Origin of the sequence: Coprobacter fastidiosus, assembly GCF_030296935.1 — a bacterium.
Lineage (GTDB): Bacteria > Bacteroidota > Bacteroidia > Bacteroidales > Coprobacteraceae > Coprobacter > Coprobacter fastidiosus.
The window spans coordinates 723,207-747,422 of record NZ_AP028032.1; the positions used below are offsets into that span (position 1 = coordinate 723,207).

Here is a 24,216-nt window from a genome sequence, read left to right on the forward strand (position 1 = left end):
TAAATTATTTTATGACAGAGATAACCTGATCTTGGTATTCCGGATCTGATAAATCTGAAATTTCCCGATTATCTACTTCATTAACATACTTATTTTTTATAATGCATTTATCTGAAGCCGATTGCAAAAACCATTCATACTCTACATCCAAGTGCCCTATATCAATGGCTTGATAACCTTGTTTACTAAGATCATACGCCAATACTGTTGCAGTAGGGCCTAATGCAATTAATATTAATCGGGATTTATCGACTTTTGACACTTCTTCCAAAATTTGAGAATATGCGGAAAAAGCATTCTCTGACGGACATAAAATTCTCTTAAGACTGCTTACATTGCTGAACAGATCATTACCATAACCCATTCTACTTTTTTCGCCTTCGACCAATATGACATCACGAAAATTCCATATCTGCTTTAATTTATCAATAATCAAATACGATTGGGTTTTATCTTTACGATCGATATAAAAGCGTGAGATTTGAGTATCATAATACAACTTCCGTGTATTTATATATTTATGCCATATAACGTAATTATGTAATAAATGTCTTTTCCAAAAAATACGGGCTTTATCGGTATAAATATTTAAACTATTGAACACATTAGGCAGACAAACAATATGCCCCGGAAACTCGGAACGGATAATCTCTTTAAGCCGCAGAGACAATGCTATATCTTCTTTTTGGAAACCGATATGCCAACCTTGCATTATAAGAAATTCTCCATCACCAAACCGACTGACAGAACATTTATTTTGTAATATATAATCTATCGTATCCAAAGAGTTTTTTACCTTCGGGACAGAAAAACGAAGCAGAATAAAACTTCGGCACATTTTTATTCCTTCCAAAAAAAACACATACAGACTTCGTATAAGCTTTCTCATATTATCCCATATTAAATAAACATAGATTTTTCAATATAAGGAGTTTCATCTTCTACTCCGGTATATGTAAAATAAGAATCTTCCGAAGCCGAAAAATGCGATTCCAATTCGGCATATATTTCCCAATGATAGACTCGAGCCATATCGGTCTTTAACAAACGTGCCGGCATACCGCCAATAATAGAATATGACGGTACGGTAGAGGTATAATCTTTATTCAATAAACTATTAGACGAAACAATCGTATTATCCGGCAAAACAGTTCCCTTCATAATATTCGTCCGATTCCCTATCCAACAACATTCCCCGATAAAAACATCTTTTGATATAGGGTCTACTTTTCCGGTTTTTATATTACGCATATAATGAAAATTGGTATCAAAAATCTGACATTCAGAAGTTACCGCAGTAAAATTGCCTATCTCAATTCTTTTATAAGTCCTTATTTTAACAAAGCTCGATATTCTCACAGCCTTACCTAAAATCAAAACTGCATTCTGCTGACTAGCGAGAGTGCACCCTCTCCCCATAATTACAGATCCTTTGAAAATTATTTTTCCGGCAACATCTATAAAGAAAGTTCCTTGCGGTGCCATAAAACGATCTCTATTTATACCGATCACTATCATTTTTCGATTAACCGGAGCATCAATGATTATCGACCCTGATTTATAACCAAATTTCATTTTCCCATAAACCCAAATAGGTAATTTGCAGGCTTGCTTAAACGGCAAAAATCGGAAATTGATATAAATAGTTTTATAAATATTTATACCCAACTTTATATTTGCAATAATACTTGATATAAATCTCAACATCCTGTTTATCGGTGATTTCATATCGATTTCTTTTTATTTATAAACTCAAACAGATATTGAAGCTCTTTTGACCTAAATAAATATGCGACAAAAAAATAAGTGACAATGCCGACTACTCCTCCCACAAATATCCTCAGCCCATTTTGAGGGATCAATGATGTTGCAAAATATGTTATAATCATCATAAAAAGAGAATAAAGCAATGGAGGACATAAATCTTTTACTTGTGATAATATTTCAATATGCATTATTCTCTTGGTAAAATAAATATTTATTAAAGTACTTATCAAAGAAACGACTATCAGCCCGATACACATCGCAACAACCCCTAAAGGAATAGTAAGACATAAAACTAACACTCCTATACCTTTTTTTAAAATATCAATCTTTAAAGTGACATCGGCCCGTCCTTTAGCTTGTAACAGGTTTATATTTACAATTTGAACAGGATGCCAGACATAAGAAAGACAAAGTATTTGTAATAATATCACACATGATTCCCATTTGTCTGTTATCATAAATAATATCAATGGCCGAGCTAATACTATGAACAGCATCATTATAGGGAATATAATAAATGCCGTAAAGCGTAATAATTTATGGTATAATAAAATCATCCTTTCATCGTCCTTCTGTACTTCACAAAACATCGGAAAAGTAACTTTAGATAACGCATTATTGAATGTAGCAACAGGTAACTGGGCATACCCATTCGCCCTTGTATAATATCCCAATTCTGTAGTCGCAAATTTCTTACCAATTATCAAAGTATATAAGTTATTATAAATAGACTCTAACAAACCGGATGCAAACATTTTAGAACCAAATGAAAACATTTCTCTAAACGATTTCCAAGAAAATTTCCATAACGGAGTCCAATTTGCAAAAAACCACAATAGAATGCATCGAGAAGATTCTCCAATAACAGAAGAATAGGCTATCGACCAAACGCCAAATCCCGAATATGCCATATACAAGCTAGAAATACCGGTAATAATAGCAGTTATAATGGATATTTTGGACAACATCTTAAAATTCATTTCAATAGCGAACTTAGCATTTTGGACTTGGGATAACGAATTTAAAATGAGAGGAATTGCTATAACTTTGGTAAGATCTTCTAAAATAGGAACATTATAAAACAGAGCAATATAAGGAGAAGAAAAAAATAATACCAGATATAAAATTATCCCCACCACAATATTAAAATAAAACACAGTAGAATAATCGATTGCCGTACGATCTTTTTTCTGTATCAACGCTCTATAGAAACCCGAAGTAATCAGCATATTGGATATTGTCAAAAAGATCGACAACATACCAACCATCCCATAATCTGAAGGCTGAAGGATACGGGCCATAAAAATGCCTATAATAAACTGTATAATCTGCAAAGAAAAACTCTCTGCAAAATTCCAAACCATTCCCCAAAAGGCCTTTCTCTGTAAAGAAGCTGCCATATAATCTACATAAAAATAGGGGAAACAAACAAATATAAAAGACCTTTCCTTAATTTCTAATAATTACCGGCCTTACAACAATACACACCCCTATCTAAATTACACATCTAATATTCAAATACAAAGGTATTCAAATTTTTCTAAAAAACCGATATTCGAGATATTTTTTGGTAAATCAATAATAATCACTCTTTTTCAAAAATTATTTGTAGATATCCTGAAAATATTGTACAGACATTCTATCTATCAATCAGTTGCACTCCCTACAATATGATAATTTTTTCTATGAAAGCAGACTTAAATCCTGTTTAATTTTACTCAGGTCAGGTTTGATAATTTCTTTATCGGAGAACTCAGACAGGCTCTAAGACAAATTTTTGTACATTTGTACCTGATAATTTTTAAATATGGATTTTTTGAATGGCTAAAAAAAAACGGAAAAAGAAAAAATCTATAAACTGGTCGGTCAGGTTTCTCTGGATATTTTTCTGGATTACGATTTTACTCCTGTTTGCTTATTATTTCCGCTTAGAAATAAAGTCTGCATTATCAACTTTTTCTACTAAAATTGAGCGATTAGGTGAAGCGAACCGGAAACCGGATATTAGGTATAAAAATTTGGAACTGCCGCTTCCGTTAGAAGATCGGGCAGAACAAATTATTAAGCATGAAGGTTATACTGTATCGTACAATAAAAATTGGCGTCTGCCTAATTGGGTAGCTTATGAATTGACTCGTGATGAATTACGGGGAACGGTATCAAGAACAGATAAATTTGTAGTAGACCCCTATGTAAACGGTGTCAGCGCGACAAATGCCGACTATCGTAGAAGTGGTTTTGATCGAGGACACATGGCTCCCGCTGCAGACATGACATGGAGTGAAACAGCAATGAAGGAATCTTTTTATTTCTCGAATATGTGTCCGCAAAATCCCGGACTAAATCGAGGGGCATGGAAAGACTTGGAGGAGAGTATCCGAAAATGGGTGAAAAAAGACAGTGCTATAGCAATAGTGTGCGGACCATTGGTCGATAAACGGGATACAACGATCGGACGAAATGAAGTAAAAATACCTCATGCCTTTTTTAAAGTTATCGTATCTCCTTATGTAACTACTCCGAGAGGAATCGGATTTGTATTTAAAAATGAAAAAGAAGACGCGCCATTGTCTGCATATGTCGTATCGATAGATAGTGTGGAAGCGCTTACCGGAATGGATTTTTTTTCGGAACTTCCTGATGAACTTGAGAACCGTTTGGAATCGCAAAACAATATCTTCGATTGGGAATTATAAAATAAGATAACTTATGATAACGAATGATACTATATGTGCAATATCGACTGCACCCGGAATAGGCGGAATCGCAGTAATCCGTATAAGCGGGAAAGATGCGGTTTTGATAACTGAACGTGTATATAAGCCCGTAAGAAAGGAGCGCCTGTTGACAGATCAAAAGCCTTATACACTGAGTTACGGTAACATTATAGATGAAAAAGGCATGATTATAGATGAGGTTATGGTAGCTCGATTTGTTGCTCCGCATTCTTTTACTGGAGAAGATACGATCGAAATATCTTGCCATGGCTCACTCTATATTCAACAACAAATTATTGCATTATTGATTCGAAACGGATGTCGTTCTGCGCTTCCAGGAGAGTTTACACAACGGGCATTTGTCAACGGAAAAATGGATCTTTCTCAGGCCGAAGCGGTAGCAGACCTCATCGCTTCAACGTCAGCATCTGCACATCGCCTGGCATTGAATCAGATGCGGGGAGGCTTTAGTAATGAATTGGCAAAACTTCGCACTCAATTACTCGATTTTGCTTCATTAATAGAATTGGAGCTTGATTTCAGTGAGGAGGAAGTCGAATTTGCCGACCGCTCAAAACTGATAGATCTTGCATTACACATAAAAATGGTAATCTGTAAATTAGCAGACTCATTTAAGGTAGGTAATGCCATAAAGAACGGAATACCTACAGCTATCATCGGAGAAACGAATGCCGGAAAATCTACCCTGCTTAATTGTTTGTTGCATGAAGACCGGGCATTAGTGTCGGACATACATGGAACGACTCGGGATGTCATTGAAGACACAACTGTTTTACAGGGTATCACATTCCGCTTTATTGATACGGCGGGTATAAGGGATACCCAGGACAAAATAGAAAGTATGGGAATAGAGCGTACTTTTAGAAAACTTGATCAGGCTGTTATAATATTGTGGATGATTGATGCTACCGGAATGAATGAAAATATTATACGCTCTGCCGGGCGCATTATACAGCATTGTGAAGGAAAAACTTTATTTGTTTTGCTAAATAAAACGGATAAACTAACCGGACAAGAGTGTGAAGAAAAAAGAGAATTAGTGGAATCTTTAATTCCTCTTAAACATTCAATCCTATTCATTTCAGCCAAAACAAATCAAGGAATAGACTATTTAGAAAACCAATTAGTAACAGCAGCTTCATTACCGGAAACGGGAACAGATGATGTAATAGTTACCAATGCCCGCCATTATGAAGCTTTACTTCATGCTCAAGAAGCTATATCTCGTGTATTAGATGGACTACATTCGGGTATTTCCGGAGATTTCTTGGCTCAAGACATACGAGAGTGCATGCATTATCTTGGAGAAATAACCGGACAAATTTCTACCGATGAAATACTTGGAAATATTTTTAGTAAATTTTGTATCGGCAAGTAGGATATTGTAATCAACTGCAACGAATTAGAACCAACTATAATGAAGTCGCTGATTTTCAGCGGCTTTTTTATTTGCCAAAAATCCAGCTATAAACAGTTGGATACTGTTGTTCACCATATTTTTCTACCGTATTTCTACCGCGGAACAATTAAGGGCTTTTGCCCGATGTCACACTGACGCATTTGTTGACGTGTGTTGACAATGGTTTACGTGAGTAGACAAAAAGGGAAATAATCCGAGTTGTAAAAAGCTCATGTTTCACTAAAATATGGAGAATAACAAAAATGGAAGTAAAAAGAATCTGCCAGTGGTGCGGCAAGCCTTTCATGGCAAAAAAGACCACTACCAATTATTGTAGTCCGCAATGTTCCAAAAGAGGTTATAAACACCGGATGAAGGAACGTAGAATGGAAATGCGCGAATTTCAGGAAATGATGGAAGTAAAGAACAAACTGGAGAGCCAGGAATACTTTACCTTTTCTCAAGCAGCCAGACTAATGGGCGTTTCTCGCCAGTATGTCTATAAACTGGTAAAGGAGGACAAACTTCGTGCATCAAGGTTAAGTTCAAGAATGTCGCTCATCAGAAGAACCGACATCGAACTGATGCTGAAAACAAAACCTTATGAAGTTCTCAGACCAAAAGATGAATTTGACGTTACCGAGTATTATACAGCTGAACAGATTGCGGAAAAGTACAAAGTCAACGCCAAATGGGTGTGGACCTATACCCGGCAAAACAATGTTCCCAAGGTCAGAATCCGCCAGTTCAATTATTACAGTAAAAAGCACATAGATGCGGCATTTGCCAAATATAAGACGGATGACGCCTTGACAGAATGGTACACTCCGGAAGAAATCGAGAAAAACTATGGGATGACACGTGTAGCCATCCGTTCACATGTTTACCGCAACAACATCCCTTCAAAGAAAGAGCACGGCCAGATATTCTACTCAAAACTTCACTTCGATCTGTCCAAGAAGACAACCGAAGATGATTCTTCAGAATATTATACCGTGCAGGAAGCCATGAAGAAGTATAGTCTCACACGGGATTCAGTTTACGGCATTCTGCAATTCCACGAAATAAAACGGGAGAAGAAAGGGCGCTTTGTGAGATTCCTGAAAGTGGAATTTGACCACATTATGGGCGCCAGATAATGAATCTGTACAGACAGATATACAGACTGGAAAATGATTTTATGCTGAATGCGGTCTGCATAAAGTCATTGTGCATCTTCACCGCAAAAATTAAGTCAACTAATAACATTTGTAACTATGTCAGAATGTAAAACTGTAACTTTGAGAACCCGCCCGTTAAAAAATGGTATGCTTTCCTTCTATTTGGACTATTATCCGGGCTACCGTGACCAGGAAACAATGAAAACTATCCGTCACGAAGGTTTGAACATTTATATCTATGCAAATCCGAAGAATCAGCGGGAACGTGACTTCAATGCAACCATGTCAGAGAAAGCAGAAGCCATCCGATGCCGTCGCTTTGAATCTATCGTAAACGAACGCTATGATTTCTTCGACAAGAGGAAATATAAGGCAGATTTTCTAGAATACTACCGTAAGCAACTTCCCAAGCACGACCAGAAATGGGAATTCGTTTATCAGCACTTCTATAACTTCGTACATGGCAAATGTACTTTCGAAGAAATTGATGTGGAGCTGTGCAACAAGTTTCGTGAATATCTGCTCAATGCCAGACAGCTAAAACGGGATGGATATATTACACAAAACTCAGCGTCCGGCTACTGGTCCACATTCAGAGGATTCCTGAAGATTCTCTACCGCAATCGGCTGATCAAGTCAAACATAAATGATTTTCTGGAAAAGATTGAACCGGAAGATGTGGTAAAGGACTATCTGAGTGTAGAGGATTTGTACTGTCTGGCTGAAACACCATGCAAGATACCAGTTCTAAAAACCGCTTCCCTCTTTTCGTGCCTGACCAGTTTGAGACTCAGTGACATACTTACTCTCTGCTGGGAGGAAATTGTTGATTTTGCAGCAGGAGGAAAATGTGTACACACCATCACACAGAAGACAAAGACGGAAGACATCATCCCCATTAGTGATGAAGCCCTGAAGCTGATAGAATACTCACCTGAGAAGAAGGGTTTGGTATTCAAAGGTCTGAAAAGGTGCTGGACCCAGGTTCCCATGAAGGAATGGATTCGTTCTGCCGGAATCACCAAGAATATAACATTCCATTCGTATCGTAGAACATTCGCAACCCTGCAAGGGGCGGCTGGAACCGACATCCGTACCATACAAAGTATGATGGCTCACAAGAGCATAACCACGACCCAAAGGTACATGAAAGTAGTGGACAGCAACAAGCGTGAAGCGAGCAATAAGATTACCCTAAAAAGGAAAGAATAGCAGTCTGTATCCTATATAAATAAGGTAACTATATACGACAATACCCTAAATCCCGTGGTAACAAAAACGTCTCATTTTCAGTTGGGTATTAAGAATTTTTAGGCTTTTATGTGTTTCTGTCATATCTTATACGAAGAACTCTGAAAAGATAGCTTGCGTGGCTCTTTTGCGGAGTTCTTTTTCTTTGTAGGAATGAGCAGAGTTTATAGGGGAAAGAAACGGAGAAACTTAAAAAATCGGAAATGATAAATATTAGCAGATATAAATACGAAAAGAATAAGGAAGAGATAAAATATCCGCACCTCTGAATATAGGATGTGCAGACGTTTATAGAAAATCTACATAAATACCCCAAAGTAATAATTAAACTGCAGATAAACAAATACAATTATGAAGGCGTCAGACTTTGCAAAAGCAAACTTAACAGTAATTTCAGATACTCAACTCAAAAATCTAACTGATTCGTATGATGCAATTATTCTAAATACTTCATTCGAAGTCAATGATATAGGTAAAACGTCAAATGAAGCACAAATATTAGAATTTGTTAATCAGACTATAAAGACCATCGATATAGCAAAGAATTTATTAAAAGACGGCGGATTATTGTTCGTGTATGGTTTGACTAACTATCTGGCATATTTTGGCGAATACTTAGACAAACTTAATAATCAAGAGAAAGTCGATTACCACTATCTTTTTAAATATTGGATTGCTTGTGAGTTTGGCGCTAGTGCTACTGAAAACAGTATTCCGACATCCCATATCGGTCTTTTAATGTATCTTAAATCAAAGAGCAAAAAAAGTGTTACTCCGTTCAATTTAAATACCAAATTTGTAAGAATACCATATAAAAATTGCATTCATTGCGGTCAGAACACAAAAGATTGGGGAGGGAAAAAGCATTTGCTCAATCCTTTGGGTACAGCAATCTCCGACGTATGGCATTTTATTGAATTTCCTGTTAAAGACGCAAACAAATTACCAAAACCGGTAATAGATAGAATATTATTACTTTTATCAGAAGGAAATGAAGTCCTGGCGGTAGAACAGACCGCTGAATCATTAAACTTACCCAAACAAGAAGAAAACATCTCTATTTTTGAACCGCAAAAGCAGATAGATCATTTGGATACTGTCGTACACTCCGACTGTATAGCATATCTTAAAAAATTGAAAGAAAAATATCCGCAGGGTAGCTTTGATTTAGCTTTTGCCGATCCACCATATAATTTGGCCAAAAATTACTCTACATATAAAGATGATAAAGAAGATCAAAAATACATCAATTGGTGTAATGAATGGCTTGGAGGAATGTGCGATAATCTTAAGCCCGGAGGTTCTTTACTGGTCTTAAATATCCCGAAATGGGCAATTCATCATTTCACTTTTTTGAATAAGAGACTACTTTTCAAAAATTGGATTGTTTGGGACGCATTGTCAACTCCAGCAGGCAAATTATTGCCTGCTCATTACTCATTATTATACTTTGTTAAAGAAGGCGGTATACCCACTGTCAATATAGACAAACTTCAATATATAGACAGTCGAGATTATTGCTTGAGAGCAAAATGTGTAAAGGAAAGAAAAGATAGTGGAGATGATGAAAAAGAACTGCTTTCAGATATTTGGCAAGATGTATATAGGATAAAACATAAAAAAGACCGGGATAATCATCCTTGTCAGCTTCCTATAAAATTGATGAAAAGAATAATAGAGTTGTTTACAAATGAAGGAGATGTGATCTTTGACCCTTTTGGAGGTGCCGGAACATCCGCTATCGCAGCTAAGCTCTTAGGTAGGCATTATGTTATTACCGAGTTAGACAAGAATTATGTTGAAATTGCAAAGAAAAATATCTCAAAGGTAGTACCAGATCTAATGGGTAACTTGTATTATCAAAGAGAATCCGTTTCAAATGCTCCGAAGCCGACAAACTTAGCAAAGAACCAATTTGAAAAAAAGGTATAAATGCGTTATATTTGCAACGTTATAAAGAAAAGCCGCCGTCATAGTGCCAACCTGACGGTAGCTTTGATAAGACTCATAACACCTTGCTGCAACAAGGTTTGAATGTGAACATTTCATTAATCTCCCCTCTTGTGAATATGCGGTTTCAAAGATGGGGTATTGCCTGGAGTTTGTTTGTTGTCTCTTTGACGACGGTCAGGTTTTCCCGTAGAAACAGCAATTCTCTTTGGTCCTGGTTTTATGCCCATAATCAATGATTTTTATTGTTCAACAATATTTATCGCCCTTTGTAACGGAGAGGAACTCCACCATCTTAATCATCAGGAAGATTGGTTGAAACTGCCGTTATATCCGAGAAATGGATTTTAAGCACAACGGATGCCGATGGCACTAATGGTCATTTTAACAATCTGTATGCCATGTTACTTTATCTGCCATTTTGTCTGTTATTGTATCAAAAAGACTGATAGTATAATTCCATTACTTAGATACAAAGTTTATAGGGTAAAAAGGAAAGTTCAGAGAAGCGAAGGAACGTTACAACTTAAATGGGTACTTTCTGATATTCTGCTACCCAACAAACTAAGCCTAATTTATCCGTGGCTTTATAAGTCCTAACAAGAACTTCGATGTATTCACGTTTCATAAACTTATACGCTTAAAATGGGTTTGCGGAAACGATAGTTATGAAAATATACACTTCTCTGAACTTTTCTTATGTAATAGCACGTTTGAGCTTTTTTGCTGTCTGAAATTAACAAGATTTATAGCAAAGTTTATAGAGGATAAGGAAACTGGAGTGAGAACGAACAATCATTTTTAACAGCACACGTAGTGCTTCACTTTCACCCAGCAATTAAGAGTAGTGCAATACTCACGAGTAACTTTTATGAGCGTTTCTTTTGTAGTTTTCATATGAAGTCACGTTTATAAATTAAGTTGTGAAACAGCTTCTATGAAATTACACTTCCCAGTTTCCTTTTACAAAGGTAGTGATAAAACAAGATTTAGAATAAACACTATGGAGAAGATTTATAAAGCAAACGGTGAAGTGTTAGACATAGAGCCGAAGAATGGACGAGACTTTCAGTTAAAAGAGTTACAAACAATCGTAGGTGGTTTAATTCAGATTATCGAAATAAACGATACCGAGATAATGATAATAATTAAAGAGGGAAAACTTGAAAATCTTCCTTTTGAACGAGCAAGCAACGGCTATTTATCAGAAACAAGTTTATGAGGGTGTTTATCGTAGGCGATGTATTGATTTGTAAATCGGAGAAAGTAAAATGAAATATATGGGTAGCAAAAGGAGACTATGGAAGTACATAGCTCCTTTTATTTTAGAAGGTAGAAAGGATGGGCAATGTTATGTTGAACCGTTTTGCGGAGGGTGTAACTCACTTTCCAATGTCAACGGCTGGCGGCTGGCGGCTGACGGCTGACATCAACCCTTATCTCATAGCTATGTTTCGTAGTCTGTTAGATGATGAGCCGCAATATTTTCCTATTGAAAAAGAACTATATAAAAATGCTTATAACGCATACAAATATTCAGAAGAGGATAAGTTCAGCCAATCCGATTTAGGTTGGATTGGTTTTATGGCATCTTACAATGGTAAATTTTTCAACGGATATTCAGGCGTTTCTCATGGCAGAAATTATGTATTTGAAAGCATAAAGAATATTCTGAATCAAGTTGATTCATTGCGTGGAGTAGAATTTCACTGTTGTTCATACGATAAATTGAAAATACCAAAGAAGTCTATCATATATTGTGACATTCCGTATTGTGGAACGACAAAGTATCAAAATGATTTTGATTATGATAAATTCTATCGGTGGTGTTTTGATAAGAAGTCCGAAGGACACAGGGTTTATATATCGGAGTACTGGATGCCTGACGATTTTGATTGCATTTGGAGCATGAAAGTTGACAACTCTTTGGATAGATATTCAGAGCAGAGGAGTTTTAAGACAGAAAGACTATTTACCATATAAAGAAACGAAAGGTGGAGTTCTCTGTCATGAGTTTCCACCTTCTCTATTTCGTAATGATTTGTTAGATTTTCGAGGATAGTTAAATAACTTAGATTTACATCTTTGCATTTAACTTATAACAACGTTTTATAAAAGAAAAATGGTAACACGTAAATTTAAACATTCCCATCTCTTTCAATCAACTCGTTATAATGTGTCTGATATTCTTCCTCAGAGAAACCTTCGGAACAATTCTTTGAGTGCATTAGTACGCGCAAATTCTCCTGAAATAGTATTTCCTGACGACTCATTTGTGAACCAAAATACTTCGGAGAATAAAAACGGTCAATTTCGGTCTGCTTCAGATTTTTGTACCCAAGAACCATTGCCATCTCAGAAAGCAAATCAAGAAGAAAAGCATTGTTACTCTGGAAATGCGGGGATTTTTCATTCAGACTATCAAGATATTCTCTCCAAGCGTGTCTAACCTTATGATTATCTTGAAAAACGACATCGATGGTATTTAGAGCATCAACCCATTCCTTAGTTATAGGGTTAGATTTTCTATTAGCCATCAATGTGAGAAACAAGTTCAATTGTGCGTCTCTTTTAGCTTTTCGGTTTTGATATTTAATGCCTCCAAACCAAATAATGATAGGAATAACGGCTACGGCTAAAATTTGCCCAATACCTATCAACAACTGAATAAATTCCATATTACTCATAGTTTAATCTATTTTTTTTGTTTGACCAATAATTACATTTCAGTATGCACGTCAGTTTCGGGCATATTGGTTATACTGGTACTGAAATCCAACGCTTCCGAATCACCTTCCAACGTAGTAACACGTCCTTTTTGAAGCGTGACATTCTCCGTGGTTTTAGACTTGTCATTGTAGTTTACTTGCAGATTTACGGTTATACCACCATCAGGAGTGAAAGTATAAAACTCCGCCACTTTCCCTGAATTGTTTAGAAGAAAGACCGTTTTAGGAATATAGATTTCATCCGTACTAATAGCAGTTCCAGCATTAACATCAAAGACATAATTTATTGGAGTGGCTTCTGAAACCGAGAAGAGACCTGAGCCAGTTTGAACCACGTTGTTCAACTTCAAAACGACTTGCGCCACGGCTGGCTTCATTTCGATACTATGCGTAGTAGTTTCGGAATTGAACTCTAATTTGCCATAGAAAGCAAGAGCTGGTTTAGTGCTCATCTTAATGCTTTTCAGTCCTTCGCTTATATCGTAACCGTAATATCCGTTATCAAACCATAGCAAGCATGTATATTGTTTGCTCTTGTCTAATTCGGCACCGATATTAAAGGAACGTTCCGATGCAGAAGCTATCATCTTTTTACAATCAAGTTTCTTCCCTTCCGCATCATAAAATTCGGCTTCGCAACGTGTTCCGACAGGCAAAGTAAATTTATCACCAACCGTGGCTGTAATAGTCACCCTTTGAACTTCCGTTTTATCTTCGGGATTATTACTCTCACCTTCATCTGTTTTACTATCAGAGATTTCAATAGAAGATTTTTCATTTATTGGGTCGTCATCTTTGCAGCATGATACAAATAAAAAAGTAAGTACGAAAAAATAAATCAGTTTTTTCATATTTCATATGTTTTGGATCCTCATACAGATAATCACGAATATACAGAATTATTGTTATTTTTGCAAAGTCTTTTTGGGACAAACTTTTAAAAAATAGTAAGGAAGTGCCTTATACTCGTTGAAATCGCCAAATTATCAAGAGGTATATACATAGGGCACAGAGGACGGCTCATATATAGTGGGCTGCCTATCTGTGTGTATATACAGGTGTTTGGCGATACCTAACGAGTAGCACAGGGGCAGCCCACTTTCTTTAACTCTTAAAACGTTGCTAATTTTTTTCTCTTATTGGCTGCTACAGAGTTTACTCGTTAAAAATTCGCCATTATGAAAAAGAAACTATTGTTATTAACAGCCACGTTCCTGATTTCATCATCCTCTGGAACTATTACAGCGCAAAAGAATGTACCTAAAGCCGTAAAAAGTGAAGTAGCCACTGTAATTAAGAAATCACCTGTTACAACTACTATGGCAAGAAAAATCGGTTATTACTGTCGCCATAACCAACGAGCGTTATCACTCTTTGCAATAGCTAATCCCCAGCAAGTCCGCAATCGGACAGACCTTGCCCACCGTTTGCTTGAAACCTTGGATAAGCATTTAGATTGTGCAGAGAATTTCATTGTTACTCTGTATTATAATTACGGAGTAGAAATGGCATACTTTGCTTTGAAAGATGCAGGTTTCACGATTAAAGAAACGGACATTGCAGAAGCTATATATCAGAAAGAGAGAGAAAAACAGTATAGGATTGCCCAAGAACAGGAAGTAAGAAAGAATGCAGAACGGGAACGCATCTTATTAAAACGGATCGAATCTAATTATATATTCGATAAGGAAAGTCTGTTAATACAGCCAAATGTGGAGATTGATATTTCTGCTATGGCAACTTCTTCTATAACTAATAACCGAGATGAGTATATAGATTATAGTTATGATTGTATTATTGACAAAGAAGGAAAACTATCATTAACCAATTTGTCGGATACATTACATTATTCAGATATGCAGAAATTTATTTATCAATACATTTGCGATGAAAATGTAGGAAGTGGTATTTACACGCCCGGCTACGTAAAAATAGGAAATGATACTGTAGCGGTAAATTGTTACATAAATATTAAATTCAACGAGCAACGATACCAACACAAAGGATATTTAGATTTGACAGTTGTAAAAGATAAGAAGACGGGACAATGGAGATTTATAGAAGATTTAAACTCAAAATTACAAAATTGGACTTGTCGTGAACCTGAAATATTGCGATATGATTTAGAAACGGCTATTTATAATTGTCCCTCCCTTGATGAACTTAACAAAAATAAAGTAGAACTCAAATTTTATGTTTATAGTCGCAAATTACGTTCCAATATTTCTGATGAGATAGATTTGTCACACTATTTCAAGATATTGTATCTGAAAAGAGGCTTTTGGGAAACTGGATATACACCATTGGAATATAAAATATCATTCTAAGATCCATATTCAGATATAAAGAGATTATCTGATTGGATGCCTAAGATTGTTAATGAAATTTTCAGAAATAAAAATTATACTATTCCGAAAGAAAATGTTACGAAAAAAAAGGAGGTAATAAATAAGTACATTTAATCTGACAAAATTAAGAAGCAGAGGAACGGTTACAATCATTAGTAGATTCTTTATAACTTATACAGAGTTATCCATTCATAAAAGCCGTTAGCATTTACATGACGGTACATTCTGACAAGTATTTCTATATATATTATCTTAGGAAACTCAAATTAAACACTATTTAAAATATAAAATTATGGCAGAAACAGCAACCGTAGAAGAATTAAAAAAAGCAGTAGATGATTTAGTAAAAGATGAAACTAATAACAGTAGTGAAATTCCGGGACTGAATTATATTTCGGTACGAGACAATTATATCCAAATAAATCACAAAGAACAATTGGAAGCATTAGAAGAAGAAGCTCGTGAAAAACTTAATATTCAATTGCAGGAATACTATGACAATATTATGAAAAATAAGTTTGAAACGGCAATATACATCATTAAGATGAATTTCAATTCTATTGTTGTGGGACTTAAAATGATTGCAGAGATGACAGCAGATGCAATATCTTCCGTTTTGATACCATCGGTAATATCTACTCCTCCATCAACTCCTAATCCAGCGTATACAGCTTTAGAAAATAAACAGAAAAAGAATAATATGTTGAACTTGCTAAAAAATATAGCAACCATGTTCCTAACACTATTACAAACCATGATTGAAATAGCTTTTCCATGTCCCAAATTTATTTTGGATATGCTGGAAACTCTCAAAACAACTAAAAAAGCTGTAGATACTGTACCTGCTTGAATAGGATTGATTGTATTAGCATGTTCCAAGCATTTAGAGCGTGAAAAAGGAGAAAGTGATACACTCGTTAAGGTATTATGGAGTATCGTGCTTATACCGCTTGTATTATTTGCCGTATTTTTCTACAATCATACAGTAGAAAAAAAAAGAGAACTCCGAAAGATCTATCAAATTAAAGAAGTAGCACCCCAATTTAGAGTTTTAGACATTATTAGCAATCATTCGATTATTTAGTAGTTCATTTGGGTATATAAGAAATGGGAACGTCCTCACGGATAGCTCCCATTTTTAATTCCCCATAAGTCCTTCGTATCTTTATATGATACAATTCGCTCTCCCCAGAATGAATATGCAATCGTAAATCAAATTGGTATGTTAAACCATTAAAAACGAGAAATTATAGGAAAGCTACAAAACCAATAATCAACTTTAATTCATTTTGCTATGAGACGGAACAAGAATGAACGAAAGTATGATGAAAAACCAGTAGGACTAATTTGTATTGATAGCGGTTACCACGCTATCATTCATCGTGTTTATTATTGATTTCATGTAACTTTCGTTTTCCCTATAATTGGGAAGAATAGAATGGGCAGGATTTATTTCTTGCCCTTTTTCTTATCTACCATTCAAATGTAATTTCCCAAAGTTCTTTAATGAAGAAAACGTAAATTATAGAGCCATTATGGAACAAGAATTTTTAATGAGAGTTGCTAATGAAATTAACCGTCAGATAAGGTGCGGTGTAACAATGAGTGTTCAGATGTCATGGGGAGTATCTAAACGCATAGCCACGATATACGAGAATAGAGCCACTCTTGCATTAAGAGTAAGTGGCGTACTGCACAAAGGTTGGGTGTATATCAGCTTAGATGAAGGTCGGGATTGTTATGTCATAACGCTACTTTCTCCCGACAAGAAGAAGGTTGTATCAGTTCGTGACGAAGTTTATTGCGAGGAACTTGGTAGCGTCATAGATAATCTTGTAGAACGTAAGGAAGAATGGACTGATGAAGAGTACGAAAAATTAGCTATGGCTGATAGTGATCAAAAGATGAAATAACATTTACAGGTATAACTAAATGAAAATGCGTTCATATGAAGCCACTACTTGCTAATCTTGGGCAGTCAGCTCGTAGTGGCTTTTTTTTACGAATATATCTATGTGAGGTTGCATATTTATAAATAGTATAGTCCATGTCTTTAATCCCTTTACTATCTATACATATAGCAAATTCCAATCAAATACTTCTACAAATTGCGCATTATTAACAAAGAGTTATTGATATTCCTGTTTCGCAGCTATAAAGGATATGACATTATAATAAGAATTATTGTCTGCCAAGAAGCCGTATATCTTTATAAACGTAGCCATGTTCCAATAGCTTCAAGGTAGCGAAGCTATTTTTTCAAAGACGAAAAAATAACGATAAAAGACAAATTATATGAGTTGGTTAGAAGACATTCAGAACAATAGGAAACGTCAGGTTGAGCAAATGGCAAAAGCCTTTGGATATGAAAACTTTACTATTCAGAAAGCGAGAGCAGAAGATGACGGAGTTGATTACACGGTTGACGAGGAACCTGAGGATGAAACTACGAACAAATCCAAAGATGGCGATGCGTATGCAGGCAAATCCGATATGTACAAAATGCGTATGTTAGGTTTGCGTAAATTCAATGACCAAGACCAAAAGGACTATATCGGAGTTGAAGATGCGGATAACTCCTATATCACCAATTTGGATAACGGAGATATTATCATCAGCAAAACGGACAATGGTTATCTGGTTAGCAAATTCCCTATTGATGAAAACAATGAAGGAGACGAACAAGAAGCTACGGACTTATCCGAAGCTATCAAAATAGCGTTACGGTTCAAAGAAGAGTTGGAAAATGATGAAGATGAACCAGAGCAAATTATGTACAAAGAGGAAACCGATAAAGCATTTGATGATGAAATCAATCCTTTTGAAAGAGAAGCATGGGAAGCAAGTTTGAGTAAAGCTGAAATTGACGAGTTTGAGAAAGCTAAACACGCTGACGGAGATATGCACCCCAACGGTAAATGGGTTTGGCGTTCTTCTGCTAACGGAGGTAAAGGAGATTGGCGTGTAGCAAGTCCTTCTAAACGTACAGGAACGAATAAGTCAACTGCTTCTAAAACCGATAACACGGTACAAAAGTTCATGGACGCTCTTAAAGTAGTTAGCAGTAAATATACCGATGAAAACAAAGTAAGCGTGATAAAAACTCCGAAGGGTAATTGGGATGTTTCCTATGACGGACATAGAGTTGGAACGATAAATTCCAAATTCTTAACCGACAAGATTGCTAAAGAAAAAGGTTGGTTGAAAGATGATACAAAGAAAGCTCCTAATATCAAAACTGTAGGAGTTGCTGAAATGGCTCAGGCTTTGCTTGAAACCGCAAGGAAAAGTAAAAAAACGCATTATGTTGACGTTGAGGTTAATGGTAGGAAGTATAAAGTTAGAGCTACTTCAGAAAGCATTGCGGTATATAATGACAAATTGAGTGTTGTTCCTCACAGCAATCAAGTATTTAGCAAGGTCTTGTATGAGGCTTACAAAGATGTTCAGGCAAAGAAAGACAATAAGCCATCGACATCTAAATCTTCAAATTCTATCACCCATGACATTAACGGTACGAAAGTAATCGTAACAAAGAATACTGACGGTAGCTATACATTAGAAGCTAATGGCAAGAAGGTCAAGAGCGATGACCCCAGTTTCTTTGTAAATGGTACGAACTTGAAACCAAGCGTAAAGAAAGCATTAGCAAAGGAAGTGGGTATATAACAGAAACAATAAATATTCAAGATATGAAAGACGAAAATATTTTTCAAGATGATTTGCATACTGCCGACAAAATTGAGGCTGCACGCAAAGCGAGGGAACAGCAAATCAATAAAGGTATTTGCTATGTAACAACACCTTTATTGGAAACGGATATAGAGAAAGCTGTACAAAGCCAAGAGTTCAGCGCTAACGGTGGCGGTACAGACCTACTTTCTCCAGAGGTAGAAGATTTCAAGAAGCGTTTGGAGAATACTACGGAAACACAAGTTGACCTTTATTTGCAAAGTATTCAGAAGCAGATGATTTACCGTCCCAATGATGAGGCTCTTTTGCAAATGCGTTCCATTCTCTTAGATAAGAAGAATGAATTGCGAACAGGAGAGAAAGCCACGTTACAGGCATTGTCCGCTGCTCGTAAATCAAAAAGCATAGTCTTATCACCCGAAGATATTACGAATGGCAGTCGGGCACGAGATAAGGCAGTAAAGCATATTGCCGATACTTTGAAAGAAGAGTTCGGAGATATTCAGGCAGATCTAAAAGACGGAGTACACCGTGGCGGAGGTATTCTGATTTACAAGAATGCTAATATCGTATGGGATAAAAATCATTCGGAGGATGTACCGCTTTTGGTAAATATTCCTGCTTCTTTCTCTAATCGGGATTTGCAATCAATTAAGACGAGAACCACGGAGCTTGCTAAACAATATGGCATGCACGTTCTCTTCGGTCAGCGCACAGCAGACGCAATTTTATGGATAACCACTCGTGCTTATTATGATGAAGATGGTAATTGGCATGATGCGGTTGCAGAACAATCATTGAAAAAGAATAAATAGTCATGGCTGGAAGTACAAAGAACATAGGTCAGGTAGCAGGAGTACATATTGGTAATAATCCTCCTTCAAATACCGTTTTAATTTGGTATGATAATACTCCGAGTCAGATGCGGCATAAGATATATGACCCAGGATTGAGTCAGTGGGTAGTTCTTGACCAGAACGTTATCTCATTGATTACTTATTCCGAGTTGGTAAACATCGCAAAGAATGTCGGTCTGTCTATCGGTCAGTATTTCCAAATCAAGGATAAAGGGAATGCTTTGGCTCTTGCTATTACAACGACCAAAGTGCAGTATGATGATGAATTGGGCAATATTCTGATTGACGATTTGGGTACCAATATTCAATATCACGTAACTTCTTCCAATCTTTTGGTTGATGACGTTACGGGTGTATTCGATACGGTAAACAAAAAGCTGGTATTCCAGTTCAAAGAAATGGTTCCCGACTTTACTCAAGATGATTACATCTTTGGTAAAGTAAAAAGAAACAACATTTGGAGTTTAGCAAAATACAAACTGTCTTCTTTTCTTTCAACCGTTACTGGTAACTCTATAACATGGAATGGAGGCTTCTTCTTCAATTTCGGTGATGCCCTTAAAAACGTTTTAGATAAAAAAGGTGGAGTAGTTTCAAAAGATGCCTACGACAAAGATTTACAATTGTTGAATACTTCTATTCAGAACGTAGGAAAGGCAAATCAAGAGATTATCAGCAACGCAAACGAGGCAATTAAAAATGCAACATCTGATACGGCTATCTATGCCAAAAAGTCTCCTGCTCTTGAAACAGGAGGAGAGCCGACCGATGCAGCAAAAGGTGATAGCTTGTTAACAATATTATCGAAGTTCCAAAGATACATTTCAAAATTCAAGTATGCGACTGGTATTAAACTAACAAAAGGATTTTTACCTGCTAAAGAAAAAAGTCCGGTAAATAATAATGACACTGTAGAGAGTGCTATTCAAAAACTTGCGAAATATGCTGAATTATACTCTACTGGAGATAATATTTTGGTTAGTAGTGAAGATTTCATCATACCGGATAATAAACCAGAACCTATAACGAAAGATGATACCATAACAGCTGCCATAGCTAAGTTAGCATATTTGTCAGACAAAGTCAAGAATGTATATCCCGTTATCAACCTTTCCCTTGAATCTAATACAGAATTATCATGTTATATTGATAATAATGATTTTGCTCTTATGGATAAAGGGGATATTATAGAACTTGTGATTAATGCTACCTTGAAAAAGACATCATCAGAATTTTCGTCATCTACTGTAATATGTAACAAAATTCTTTTGAAAGAAACCATTGGTGTGATTAATGGAGAAACAAAACCCATTGCATTTGAATCTGAATTAAACACATATTCGACCGTGTATTCGACAATAATTTTTTCAAATAGAAATCTTACCCTTACTCTACATGGAGAAGTGGAATTTATGGGAATCGGTAATATAACAGCAAATCTTATTCTATATAAAAATAATATTTAGATAGGTTTGATATAAAATTCAATTATTATAAAAATAGATTGTTTAACTAATTAAATATGAAACAATATGAAAAATCTTTATGTTGACGATTTTAGTCATACCGTACAAATTTCAAAATTAAGTATCGGATTAAATGTTTCTGAAGCTGGAGTAATTAAAGAAATAGAGCCAAATCAATTTGTAAGAGTTAAGTCAATTGAAGGAAATTCCGTCATCAAACTTGAAAATACTGTTGGAGATGGCATTCTCTTATCAGAAGGTGAAACAGAATATTTTTTCATAGATTGTCATATAGAACTCGTTTCCGGTTCAGTGAATATCATGTACTAAATGAGGAATTATCCCCCTAAAAAAAATCTTACAATAAACAAATCTGATTATGGCTGGTTACGAAGATACTAAACAGAAAATTATCTCAACTCTTATGGGCAGACCTAATGGAACGGAAATTCAACCCGAAAACCATCAGGACTATGCTCTCAATATGTTAGATTACATACGGAGCTTAGAACTTATTGCTACAAGCACCCTAATTGGTGTAGCAGAAGAAATAACCACTCCAGTTCAACCGAATAATTCAAGAGTATGCTACATAGCAGGAGTTGCACAAAATCAGACAGCGGTATTCTTGAATTTCATAGGTCAAGATGGGCAACCTATTTCCGTAACAACGAAAGATGAGGAGGGAGTTTTTGTAATATTGATGTGGAATACTCAATATTGGAGTGCTCAAACATTTAGCACCAATATTATTAGTCAGGTTGAACAAGCAACGTTATATTATGGCTATAATATCCGCAAAACTTATGCAAGTATCGCAGATATGAATTCAGATATTGACAATCCCATAGGAACAGACGGAAAGTATTTGAAAATTGGAGATGTCGTAACTGTTTCTAACACAACAATGCCTTCGGAAAATGGTTTTTATAGTTATGAAGGAAATGTGAAAGGTTGGAAATTTCAAAGTAGCTTTAATTTCCAATTAACGCAAAATATTGGTTCTAATCCTAATTCTGCGATGTCACAAAATGCGGCGACTGTAGCTTTTGCTCTTCAAAGATTGTATAAAACTTCTATATTGAACTGGGATATATCTAAAACTTGCTATTATGCGAAAGATATATCTGATTTCATAATAGACATAAAACTAACCGGAGATATATTGGGTGCAGAAAATGATCCACACTATTGGGCACCAATCTCTGTTCATACAGACATAAAAATGGTAATACTTTATGAAACAGATGCAGACGGAAATTATTTGGAAGATTTCAATTCTATAAGTGTAAGTTTAAAAGGTGACAATTTATCCTATGTTTTGAATCAAGCAGTAAAAGATAAAAATGGGTTAACAGGTAATTTATCTATCGTTGTTGATTGGACACTATGGAAACATGGGAAACAAGAAGCAATGAAACCCCTAAGACTTAATGACGATGTACTGAAAGATCATTTCGGATTTATTTCCATTTTGGAAAATGTAGAAATAACAACGGATAACGTAAAAGCGGGATATATAAAAAATGTTGACAACGCTAATATAAATTCGTGGAATAATGGAGTCATTACAGAGTATCATGGTAAAAATGGATTTACATTTAAGAATATGCAACAAAATGGCTCAGGAGGTATAAGAACAACAACTTTTATTCCAAACCCAAACTACCATTGCATAATAGATATAGAAATACAATCGATTTCAAGCGGTGTAGTAACAGTATATCTGTTTGGGGCGAATGGAGACAAACAATTACAAGCTCAACAGTTACAAGTCGGTAAAAACAGTTTTGAATTTGATCCAGCTTATCATTCCGTATATAATAATCAAACTAATTTTTATTTGATAGTAGCTGTTAGTACATACGAAAGTACAGTTAATGTCAAGAATTTCATTTGCGCCCAATATCCAATCGGGCAAACAGAAAATCTTACGGAAACAATCTCCGATTTACAAAAAGAGATAGCAGTTTTGGAGGGGAAAGTAACGTCTTTGGAAAGCAGTTCGGATATTATTCTGACTTCCCCGAATGGAACTAAATATGTAGTATTGGTTGGGAACAACGGAGTAGTGACAACAACCCCGTTATATCCGGAAAAAGCGTTATTTATCGGTAACTCTTTATTGTTGGGTAATGGAGATTTTGGAATGGATGCAACCGATAAAACAAAGGATTATTACGACATCATAAAAGAGCATATATTGGCTTTCGGGACGGGGAATTATACTTCAAAACAACTTTCAGGAACGGGCTTTGAAGATGCAGAAAGTATCACAACAAGTAATGCGTGGATAGAAGATATTTTAGAGCTTGAACTTGATGCAGATGCCGATTTAGTCGTTGTTCAACTGGGCGATAATGTAAACACGGAATTGAAAAGAACGACATTTAAGAGTAGTTGTGAAACACTTGTTCATAATATACGGCAAATTGCTCCAAAAGCTCGTGTCGCATGGGTTTATGGTTGGTATGTAAATAGTGAAGTTAGAACAACTATTCAAAATGCTTTAAAATCATACGGAGGCATATATATTGAGATAAATGATCTGAATACCAAAGCCAATCAAAGTGAAATAGGGACAGTGATAACGCATGATTCAGTAAAGAGTCAAAACCTTGTTTATGACACTTTAGAAATAATTTCTGCTACACAACTGAAAATTACTTTTACTGTTGAAGGCAAACAATATATAAGCGAGATAACGGTAAATAGTTATCAAGATAGTTCAAGTAGTAAAACTGTAAGTTGGCAAGGATATGAAACAATAACAGTAAGTGCAGGTGTTGCTTCTCATCCGGGTAATTTAGGTTTTGAAAAAATAGCTCAAAGAATTATTGAAGGATTAAAAATGTAAA

At 35.7% G+C, this 24,216-nt stretch carries 21 protein-coding genes and 1 pseudogene; 16 read left to right on the forward strand and 6 right to left on the reverse strand.

The annotated features are described in order from the left end of the window. Positions 1 to 4: 4 nt before the first annotated feature. From QUE35_RS02915 to QUE35_RS02925, 3 genes are read right to left on the reverse strand one after another with little or no spacing between them, the layout of a single operon-like run. A complete protein-coding gene (locus QUE35_RS02915) occupies positions 5 to 889 on the reverse strand; it encodes an SP_1767 family glycosyltransferase (RefSeq protein ID WP_022601059.1) in 885 nt (294 codons plus the stop codon). Between the two features lie 11 nt (positions 890 to 900). Continuing rightward, positions 901 to 1,728: an acyltransferase gene (locus tag QUE35_RS02920; RefSeq protein WP_022601060.1), complete on the reverse strand. Its 828-nt coding sequence runs from the start codon at positions 1,726 to 1,728 to the stop codon at positions 901 to 903. Continuing rightward, positions 1,725 to 3,167 (reverse strand): lipopolysaccharide biosynthesis protein, encoded by a 1,443-nt coding sequence (locus tag QUE35_RS02925; protein WP_022390170.1) that lies wholly within the window; start codon positions 3,165 to 3,167, stop codon positions 1,725 to 1,727. The genes QUE35_RS02920 and QUE35_RS02925 overlap by 4 nt, the downstream gene beginning before the upstream one ends. Before the next feature lie 420 nt (positions 3,168 to 3,587). On the opposite strand from QUE35_RS02925, the gene QUE35_RS02930 reads away from it, so the two are divergent. From QUE35_RS02930 to QUE35_RS02950, 5 genes are all read left to right on the forward strand, one after another. Further along, on the forward strand, positions 3,588 to 4,463 hold the full coding sequence (locus QUE35_RS02930; protein ID WP_022601061.1) for a DNA/RNA non-specific endonuclease: 876 nt from the start codon (positions 3,588 to 3,590) through the stop codon (positions 4,461 to 4,463). 13 nt (positions 4,464 to 4,476) lie between these two features. Beyond that, positions 4,477 to 5,883: a tRNA uridine-5-carboxymethylaminomethyl(34) synthesis GTPase MnmE gene (mnmE, locus tag QUE35_RS02935; RefSeq protein WP_022601062.1), complete on the forward strand. Its 1,407-nt coding sequence runs from the start codon at positions 4,477 to 4,479 to the stop codon at positions 5,881 to 5,883. A 284-nt stretch (positions 5,884 to 6,167) separates the two neighbouring features. Continuing rightward, positions 6,168 to 7,043: a helix-turn-helix domain-containing protein gene (locus QUE35_RS02940; protein ID WP_031258530.1), complete on the forward strand. Its 876-nt coding sequence runs from the start codon at positions 6,168 to 6,170 to the stop codon at positions 7,041 to 7,043. A 117-nt stretch (positions 7,044 to 7,160) separates the two neighbouring features. Beyond that, positions 7,161 to 8,276, forward strand: coding sequence for a site-specific integrase (locus QUE35_RS02945; protein WP_007844387.1), 1,116 nt, complete (start codon positions 7,161 to 7,163; stop codon positions 8,274 to 8,276). A 390-nt stretch (positions 8,277 to 8,666) separates the two neighbouring features. After that, a complete protein-coding gene (locus tag QUE35_RS02950) occupies positions 8,667 to 10,247 on the forward strand; it encodes a DNA methyltransferase (protein WP_286262233.1) in 1,581 nt (526 codons plus the stop codon). 116 nt (positions 10,248 to 10,363) lie between these two features. On the opposite strand, the gene QUE35_RS02955 is transcribed toward QUE35_RS02950, so the two are convergent. Beyond that, entirely contained in the window at positions 10,364 to 10,495 is a 132-nt protein-coding gene (locus tag QUE35_RS02955; RefSeq protein ID WP_256998643.1) for a hypothetical protein, read from the reverse strand. A 773-nt stretch (positions 10,496 to 11,268) separates the two neighbouring features. Between QUE35_RS02955 and QUE35_RS02960 the strand changes: the two genes are divergently transcribed. The 3 genes and pseudogenes from QUE35_RS02960 to QUE35_RS02970 all read left to right on the forward strand — a co-directional run bounded on the left by QUE35_RS02960 (position 11,269) and on the right by QUE35_RS02970 (position 12,248). Further along, positions 11,269 to 11,487, forward strand: a complete 219-nt coding sequence (locus QUE35_RS02960; protein ID WP_147404922.1) for a DUF3846 domain-containing protein — start codon at positions 11,269 to 11,271, stop codon at positions 11,485 to 11,487. 58 nt (positions 11,488 to 11,545) lie between these two features. After that, positions 11,546 to 11,605 (forward strand): annotated as a pseudogene (locus QUE35_RS02965) (hypothetical protein); the annotation flags it as partial. A gap of 1 nt (position 11,606) precedes the next feature. Continuing rightward, positions 11,607 to 12,248, forward strand: coding sequence for a DNA adenine methylase (locus tag QUE35_RS02970; RefSeq protein ID WP_022601396.1), 642 nt, complete (start codon positions 11,607 to 11,609; stop codon positions 12,246 to 12,248). 155 nt (positions 12,249 to 12,403) lie between these two features. Here the strand turns inward: QUE35_RS02970 and QUE35_RS02975 are convergent, their stop codons facing one another. Beyond that, positions 12,404 to 12,952, reverse strand: a complete 549-nt coding sequence (locus tag QUE35_RS02975) for a DUF6680 family protein (protein WP_022601394.1) — start codon at positions 12,950 to 12,952, stop codon at positions 12,404 to 12,406. Positions 12,953 to 12,984: 32 nt separating this feature from the next. Further along, positions 12,985 to 13,686, reverse strand: a complete 702-nt coding sequence (locus tag QUE35_RS02980) for a FimB/Mfa2 family fimbrial subunit (RefSeq protein ID WP_147404923.1) — start codon at positions 13,684 to 13,686, stop codon at positions 12,985 to 12,987. A gap of 486 nt (positions 13,687 to 14,172) precedes the next feature. Between QUE35_RS02980 and QUE35_RS02985 the strand changes: the two genes are divergently transcribed. The 8 genes from QUE35_RS02985 (at position 14,173) to QUE35_RS03020 (ending at position 24,215) form a co-directional block, all read left to right on the forward strand. Continuing rightward, on the forward strand, positions 14,173 to 15,321 hold the full coding sequence (locus QUE35_RS02985; protein ID WP_022601390.1) for a hypothetical protein: 1,149 nt from the start codon (positions 14,173 to 14,175) through the stop codon (positions 15,319 to 15,321). A gap of 313 nt (positions 15,322 to 15,634) precedes the next feature. After that, positions 15,635 to 16,192 (forward strand): hypothetical protein, encoded by a 558-nt coding sequence (locus QUE35_RS02990; RefSeq protein ID WP_022601388.1) that lies wholly within the window; start codon positions 15,635 to 15,637, stop codon positions 16,190 to 16,192. 574 nt (positions 16,193 to 16,766) lie between these two features. Further along, the gene (locus tag QUE35_RS02995) at positions 16,767 to 17,255 is read left to right on the forward strand and encodes a hypothetical protein (RefSeq protein WP_022601386.1); all 489 of its coding nucleotides are present in this window, start codon (positions 16,767 to 16,769) and stop codon (positions 17,253 to 17,255) included. A 382-nt stretch (positions 17,256 to 17,637) separates the two neighbouring features. Beyond that, positions 17,638 to 19,011, forward strand: a complete 1,374-nt coding sequence (locus tag QUE35_RS03000; RefSeq protein ID WP_022601384.1) for a hypothetical protein — start codon at positions 17,638 to 17,640, stop codon at positions 19,009 to 19,011. Positions 19,012 to 19,034: 23 nt separating this feature from the next. Beyond that, positions 19,035 to 19,850: a hypothetical protein gene (locus tag QUE35_RS03005; protein WP_022601382.1), complete on the forward strand. Its 816-nt coding sequence runs from the start codon at positions 19,035 to 19,037 to the stop codon at positions 19,848 to 19,850. 2 nt (positions 19,851 to 19,852) lie between these two features. Further along, positions 19,853 to 21,358 (forward strand): hypothetical protein, encoded by a 1,506-nt coding sequence (locus QUE35_RS03010; RefSeq protein ID WP_022601380.1) that lies wholly within the window; start codon positions 19,853 to 19,855, stop codon positions 21,356 to 21,358. 66 nt (positions 21,359 to 21,424) lie between these two features. Beyond that, the gene (locus QUE35_RS03015) at positions 21,425 to 21,688 is read left to right on the forward strand and encodes a hypothetical protein (RefSeq protein ID WP_286262251.1); all 264 of its coding nucleotides are present in this window, start codon (positions 21,425 to 21,427) and stop codon (positions 21,686 to 21,688) included. A 49-nt stretch (positions 21,689 to 21,737) separates the two neighbouring features. Continuing rightward, the gene (locus QUE35_RS03020) at positions 21,738 to 24,215 is read left to right on the forward strand and encodes an SGNH/GDSL hydrolase family protein (RefSeq protein ID WP_022601377.1); all 2,478 of its coding nucleotides are present in this window, start codon (positions 21,738 to 21,740) and stop codon (positions 24,213 to 24,215) included. Position 24,216: the final 1 nt, after the last annotated feature.

Excerpts from the sequence above, each read along its gene's own strand:
- QUE35_RS02915 (WP_022601059.1), bottom strand. The coding sequence starts at position 889 with ATGAGAAAGCTTATACGAAGTCTGTATGTGTTTTTTTTGGAAGGAATA.
- QUE35_RS02920 (WP_022601060.1), bottom strand. The coding sequence starts at position 1,728 with ATGAAATCACCGATAAACAGGATGTTGAGATTTATATCAAGTATTATT.
- QUE35_RS02925 (WP_022390170.1), bottom strand. The coding sequence starts at position 3,167 with ATGGCAGCTTCTTTACAGAGAAAGGCCTTTTGGGGAATGGTTTGGAAT.
- QUE35_RS02930 (WP_022601061.1), top strand. The coding sequence starts at position 3,588 with ATGGCTAAAAAAAAACGGAAAAAGAAAAAATCTATAAACTGGTCGGTC.
- mnmE (WP_022601062.1), top strand. The coding sequence starts at position 4,477 with ATGATAACGAATGATACTATATGTGCAATATCGACTGCACCCGGAATA.
- QUE35_RS02940 (WP_031258530.1), top strand. The coding sequence starts at position 6,168 with ATGGAAGTAAAAAGAATCTGCCAGTGGTGCGGCAAGCCTTTCATGGCA.
- QUE35_RS02945 (WP_007844387.1), top strand. The coding sequence starts at position 7,161 with ATGTCAGAATGTAAAACTGTAACTTTGAGAACCCGCCCGTTAAAAAAT.
- QUE35_RS02950 (WP_286262233.1), top strand. The coding sequence starts at position 8,667 with ATGAAGGCGTCAGACTTTGCAAAAGCAAACTTAACAGTAATTTCAGAT.
- QUE35_RS02955 (WP_256998643.1), bottom strand. The coding sequence starts at position 10,495 with ATGGGCATAAAACCAGGACCAAAGAGAATTGCTGTTTCTACGGGAAAA.
- QUE35_RS02960 (WP_147404922.1), top strand. The coding sequence starts at position 11,269 with ATGGAGAAGATTTATAAAGCAAACGGTGAAGTGTTAGACATAGAGCCG.
- QUE35_RS02970 (WP_022601396.1), top strand. The coding sequence starts at position 11,607 with ATGGGCAATGTTATGTTGAACCGTTTTGCGGAGGGTGTAACTCACTTT.
- QUE35_RS02975 (WP_022601394.1), bottom strand. The coding sequence starts at position 12,952 with ATGAGTAATATGGAATTTATTCAGTTGTTGATAGGTATTGGGCAAATT.
- QUE35_RS02985 (WP_022601390.1), top strand. The coding sequence starts at position 14,173 with ATGAAAAAGAAACTATTGTTATTAACAGCCACGTTCCTGATTTCATCA.
- QUE35_RS02990 (WP_022601388.1), top strand. The coding sequence starts at position 15,635 with ATGGCAGAAACAGCAACCGTAGAAGAATTAAAAAAAGCAGTAGATGAT.
- QUE35_RS03000 (WP_022601384.1), top strand. The coding sequence starts at position 17,638 with ATGAGTTGGTTAGAAGACATTCAGAACAATAGGAAACGTCAGGTTGAG.
- QUE35_RS03005 (WP_022601382.1), top strand. The coding sequence starts at position 19,035 with ATGAAAGACGAAAATATTTTTCAAGATGATTTGCATACTGCCGACAAA.
- QUE35_RS03010 (WP_022601380.1), top strand. The coding sequence starts at position 19,853 with ATGGCTGGAAGTACAAAGAACATAGGTCAGGTAGCAGGAGTACATATT.
- QUE35_RS03015 (WP_286262251.1), top strand. The coding sequence starts at position 21,425 with ATGAAAAATCTTTATGTTGACGATTTTAGTCATACCGTACAAATTTCA.
- QUE35_RS03020 (WP_022601377.1), top strand. The coding sequence starts at position 21,738 with ATGGCTGGTTACGAAGATACTAAACAGAAAATTATCTCAACTCTTATG.